Source organism: Escherichia sp. AM3 (assembly GCF_032029835.1).
Lineage (GTDB): Bacteria > Pseudomonadota > Gammaproteobacteria > Enterobacterales > Enterobacteriaceae > Escherichia > Escherichia coli.
On sequence record NZ_JAVUPQ010000121.1, the window covers coordinates 1 to 4,967 of the forward strand.

The window sequence follows — 4,967 nt, forward strand, 5'->3', positions numbered from 1 at the left end:
CTGATAGAAACAGAAGCCACTGGAGCACCTCAAAAACACCATCATACACTAAATCAGTAAGTTGGCAGCATCACCCTAGGGACCTAAGAATTAGCTTGATAATAGCCACTAAGAAATTACTGCGTTCCATGAAATAGCCATTTTGTGGTAAATGGAGTTGACTAATAATGTCATATGTGAGACGGCTAGTTGAACGAATATTAAATTTTGCTGAATTTTTTATGTTGATTTTACTTGTTACAGAACATATCACATGATATATAGATAAGATTAGTTGCATTAATGATGAGGGTTATTATTAGATTCGTATCCGATTGATAAATATATAAAGGTACATAGCATGCAAGAGCATGGCGTTTGTATGGCAAAGTTATTATAAGTAACTATCGCTACTCCATTTAAGTTCACTCAGAAGAACTGGTCCACTTACGTTAGTTATTAAGCAAACGTTCGCTTTTATAAACATAATCAGGATAAAAATGTTGGATTATTGCTAACCCAGCACAGCTAGTGCGCGTCTGTAATTCTAAGGGAAAAACGATGAAGAATAAGGCTGATAACAAAAAAAGGAACTTCCTGACCCATAGTGAAATCGAATCACTCCTTAAAGCAGCAAATACCGGGCCTCATGCAGCACGTAATTATTGTCTGACTTTGCTTTGTTTTATTCATGGTTTCCGGGCGAGTGAAATTTGTCGATTGAGGATTTCGGATATTGATCTTAAGGCAAAGTGTATATATATCCATCGATTAAAAAAAGGCTTTTCAACAACGCATCCGCTATTGAACAAAGAAGTTCAGGCTTTAAAAAACTGGTTGAGTATCCGTACTTCGTACCCGCATGCTGAGAGCGAGTGGGTATTTTTATCTCGTAAGGGAAATCCGCTTTCTCGGCAACAGTTTTACCATATTATCTCGACTTCCGGTGGTAATGCCGGGTTGTCACTGGAGATTCATCCGCACATGTTACGCCATTCGTGTGGTTTTGCTTTGGCGAATATGGGAATAGATACGCGACTTATCCAGGATTATCTTGGGCATCGCAATATTCGTCATACTGTCTGGTATACCGCCAGCAATGCAGGGCGTTTTTACGGCATCTGGGATAGAGCCAGAGGACGACAGCGTCACGCTGTTTTATAGAGATAGTTGAGATACCAGGGATGGTGTTTAAAACTACATTATTCTTACGATATATCAAAAATGATTAACCATTTATTAATTGATGTTATTGTAAGTGTGATTATTAATTTTCATAATAAACATTAAGTTAACCATATCCATACAAAATACAATGGTTTATGTTCTTCAAAATAAATAAACAAAATCATTCATAAATTTACACATCACTTAAATTCTCCTGTTTCCGCACTTTTTTCTTTATTTTTTAAGCAACTGGAAGTTAATCCACTGCAATCTATTGTTATATTGAATCAAATCAATGAAAATAGATGTTGTCACATCAGTGATATTTTATTTTTGTATGATATTTAATGTAATTGACTGATAGCCACATCACTCCGTGTGTGGTTATCTTTTTATCTATTGGGCTAATTTTGACCGATTGAGGTTTCCTATAGGTATTCATTCAAATATATCTCAGTTAGGAGTACTACTATTGTGAGTAAACGTCGTTATCTTACCGGTAAAGAAGTTCAGGCCATGATGCAGGCGGTTTGTTACGGGGCAACGGGAGCCAGAGATTATTGTCTTATTCTGTTGGCATATCGGCATGGGATGCGTATTAGTGAACTGCTTGATCTGCATTATCAGGACCTTGACCTTAATGAAGGTAGAATAAATATTCGCCGACTGAAGAACGGATTTTCTACCGTTCACCCGTTACGTTTTGATGAGCGTGAAGCCGTGGAACGCTGGACCCAGGAACGTGCTAACTGGAAAGGCGCTGACCGGACTGACGCTATATTTATTTCTCGCCGCGGGAGTCGGCTTTCTCGCCAGCAGGCCTATCGCATTATTCGCGATGCCGGTATTGAAGCTGGAACCGTAACGCAGACTCATCCTCATATGTTAAGGCATGCTTGCGGTTATGAACTGGCGGAGCGTGGTGCAGATACTCGTTTAATTCAGGATTATCTCGGGCATCGAAATATTCGCCATACTGTGCGTTATACCGCCAGTAATGCTGCTCGTTTTGCCGGATTATGGGAAAGAAATAATCTCATAAACGAAAAATTAAAAAGAGAAGAGGTTTGATTTAACTTATTGATAATAAAGTTAAAAAACAAATAAATACAAGACAATTGGGGCCAAACTGTCCATATCATAAATAAGTTACGTATTTTTTCTCAAGCATAAAAATATTAAAAAACGACAAAAAGCATCTAACTGTTTGATATGTAAATTATTTCTATTGTAAATTAATTTCACATCACCTCCGCTATATGTAAAGCTAACGTTTCTGTGGCTCGACGCATCTTCCTCATTCTTCTCTCCAAAAACCACCTCATGCAATATAAACATCTATAAATAAAGATAACAATAGAATATTAAGCCAACAAATAAACTGAAAAAGTTTGTCCGCGATGCTTTCCTCTATGGGAAAACTGTGCAGTGTTGGCAGTCAAACTCGTTGACAAAACAAAGTGTACAGAACGACTGCCCATGTCGATTTAGAAATAGTTTTTTAAAGGAAAGCAGCATGAAAATTAAAACTCTGGCAATCGTTGTTCTGTCGGCTCTGTCCCTCAGTTCCGCAGCGGCTCTGGCCGATACTACGACGGTAAATGGTGGGACCGTTCACTTTAAAGGGGAAGTTGTTAACGCCGCTTGCGCAGTTGATGCAGGCTCTGTTGATCAAACCGTTCAGTTAGGCCAGGTTCGTACCGCTAGCCTGAAGCAGGCTGGAGCAACCAGCTCTGCCGTTGGTTTTAACATTCAGCTGAATGATTGCGATACCACTGTTGCCACAAAAGCCGCTGTTGCCTTCTTAGGTACGGCAATTGATGCTACGCATACTGATGTACTGGCTCTGCAGAGTTCAGCTGCGGGTAGCGCAACAAACGTTGGTGTGCAGATCCTGGACAGAACGGGTGCTGCGCTGGCGCTGGACGGTGCGACATTTAGTTCAGAAACAACCCTGAATAACGGAACCAACACCATTCCGTTCCAGGCGCGTTATTTTGCAACCGGTGCCGCAACCCCGGGTGCTGCTAATGCGGATGCGACCTTCAAGGTTCAGTATCAATAACCTACCCAGGTTCAGGGACGTCATTACGGGCAGGGATGCCCACCCTTGTGTGATAAAAATAACGATGAAAAGGAAGAGATTATTTCTATTAGCGTCGTTGCTGCCAATGTTTGCTCTGGCCGGAAATAAATGGAATACCACGCTGCCCGGCGGAAATATGCAATTTCAGGGCGTCATTATTGCGGAAACTTGCCGGATTGAAGCTGGTGATAAACAAATGACGGTCAATATGGGGCAAATCAGCAGTAACCGGTTTCACGCGGTAGGGGAAGATAGCGCACCGGTGCCTTTTGTTATTCATTTACGGGAATGTAGCACGGTGGTGAGTGAACGTGTGGGTGTGGCGTTTCACGGTGTCGCGGATGGTAAAAATCCGGATGTGCTTTCCGTGGGAGAGGGGCCAGGGATAGCCACCAATATTGGCGTAGCGTTGTTTGATGATGAAGGAAACCTCGTACCGATTAATCGTCCTCCAGCAAACTGGAAACGGCTTTACTCAGGCTCTACTTCGCTACATTTCATCGCCAAATATCGTGCTACCGGGCGTCGGGTTACTGGCGGCATCGCCAATGCACAGGCCTGGTTCTCTTTAACCTATCAGTAATTGTTCAGCAGATAATGTGATAACAGGAACAGGACAGTGAGTAATAAAAACGTCAATGTAAGGAAATCGCAGGAAATAACATTCTGCTTGCTGGCAGGTATCCTGATGTTCATGGCAATGATGGTTGCCGGACGCGCTGAAGCGGGAGTGGCCTTAGGTGCGACTCGCGTAATTTATCCGGCAGGGCAAAAACAAGTGCAACTTGCCGTGACAAATAATGATGAAAATAGCACCTATTTAATTCAATCATGGGTGGAAAATGCCGATGGTGTAAAGGATGGTCGTTTTATCGTGACGCCTCCTCTGTTTGCGATGAAGGGAAAAAAAGAGAATACCTTGCGTATTCTTGATGCAACAAATAACCAATTGCCACAGGACCGGGAAAGTTTATTCTGGATGAACGTTAAAGCGATTCCGTCAATGGATAAATCAAAATTGACTGAGAATACGCTACAGCTCGCAATTATCAGCCGCATTAAACTGTACTATCGTCCGGCTAAATTAGCGTTGCCACCCGATCAGGCCGCAGAAAAATTAAGATTTCGTCGTAGCGCGAATTCTCTGACGCTGATTAACCCGACACCCTATTACCTGACGGTAACAGAGTTGAATGCCGGAACCCGGGTTCTTGAAAATGCATTGGTGCCTCCAATGGGCGAAAGCACGGTTAAATTGCCTTCTGATGCAGGAAGCAATATTACTTACCGAACAATAAATGATTATGGCGCACTTACCCCCAAAATGACGGGCGTAATGGAATAACGCAGGGGGAATTTTTCGCCTGAATAAAAAGAATTGACTGCCGGGTGATTTTAAACCGGAGGAATAATGTCATATCTGAATTTAAGACTTTACCAGCGAAACACACAATGCTTGCATATTCGTAAGCATCGTTTGGCTGGTTTTTTTGTCCGGCTCTTTGTTGCCTGTGCTTTTGCCGCACAGGCACCTTTGTCATCTGCCGAACTCTATTTTAACCCGCGCTTTTTAGCGGATGATCCCCAGGCTGTGGCTGATTTATCGCGTTTTGAAAATGGACAAGAATTACCGCCAGGGACGTATCGCGTCGATATCTATTTGAATAATGGTTATATGGCAACGCGTGATGTCACATTTAATACGGGCGACAGTGAACAAGGGATTGTTCCCTGC

At 42.4% G+C, this 4,967-nt stretch carries 6 protein-coding genes; all 6 read left to right on the plus strand.

Annotated features, from left to right (window positions below):
- Positions 1 to 540: 540 nt before the first annotated feature.
- On the plus strand, positions 541 to 1,143 hold the full coding sequence (gene fimB / locus RTW80_RS22290) for a type 1 fimbria switch DNA invertase FimB (RefSeq protein WP_000790583.1): 603 nt from the start codon (positions 541 to 543) through the stop codon (positions 1,141 to 1,143).
- 477 nt (positions 1,144 to 1,620) lie between these two features.
- On the plus strand, positions 1,621 to 2,217 hold the full coding sequence (fimE, locus tag RTW80_RS22295; protein ID WP_000044711.1) for a type 1 fimbria switch DNA invertase FimE: 597 nt from the start codon (positions 1,621 to 1,623) through the stop codon (positions 2,215 to 2,217).
- A gap of 445 nt (positions 2,218 to 2,662) precedes the next feature.
- Positions 2,663 to 3,211 carry a type 1 fimbrial major subunit FimA gene (fimA, locus tag RTW80_RS22300; protein WP_000695543.1) on the plus strand — a complete coding sequence of 183 codons (549 nt, stop codon included), beginning with the start codon at positions 2,663 to 2,665 and terminating at the stop codon, positions 3,209 to 3,211.
- A gap of 64 nt (positions 3,212 to 3,275) precedes the next feature.
- On the plus strand, positions 3,276 to 3,815 hold the full coding sequence (locus tag RTW80_RS22305; RefSeq protein ID WP_000824114.1) for a fimbrial protein: 540 nt from the start codon (positions 3,276 to 3,278) through the stop codon (positions 3,813 to 3,815).
- A 36-nt stretch (positions 3,816 to 3,851) separates the two neighbouring features.
- A complete protein-coding gene (fimC, locus tag RTW80_RS22310) occupies positions 3,852 to 4,577 on the plus strand; it encodes a type 1 fimbria chaperone FimC (RefSeq protein WP_000066560.1) in 726 nt (241 codons plus the stop codon).
- Positions 4,578 to 4,643: 66 nt separating this feature from the next.
- On the plus strand, positions 4,644 to 4,967 hold a 324-nt coding region (locus tag RTW80_RS22315), incomplete at its 3' end, for a FimD/PapC N-terminal domain-containing protein (protein ID WP_312720231.1).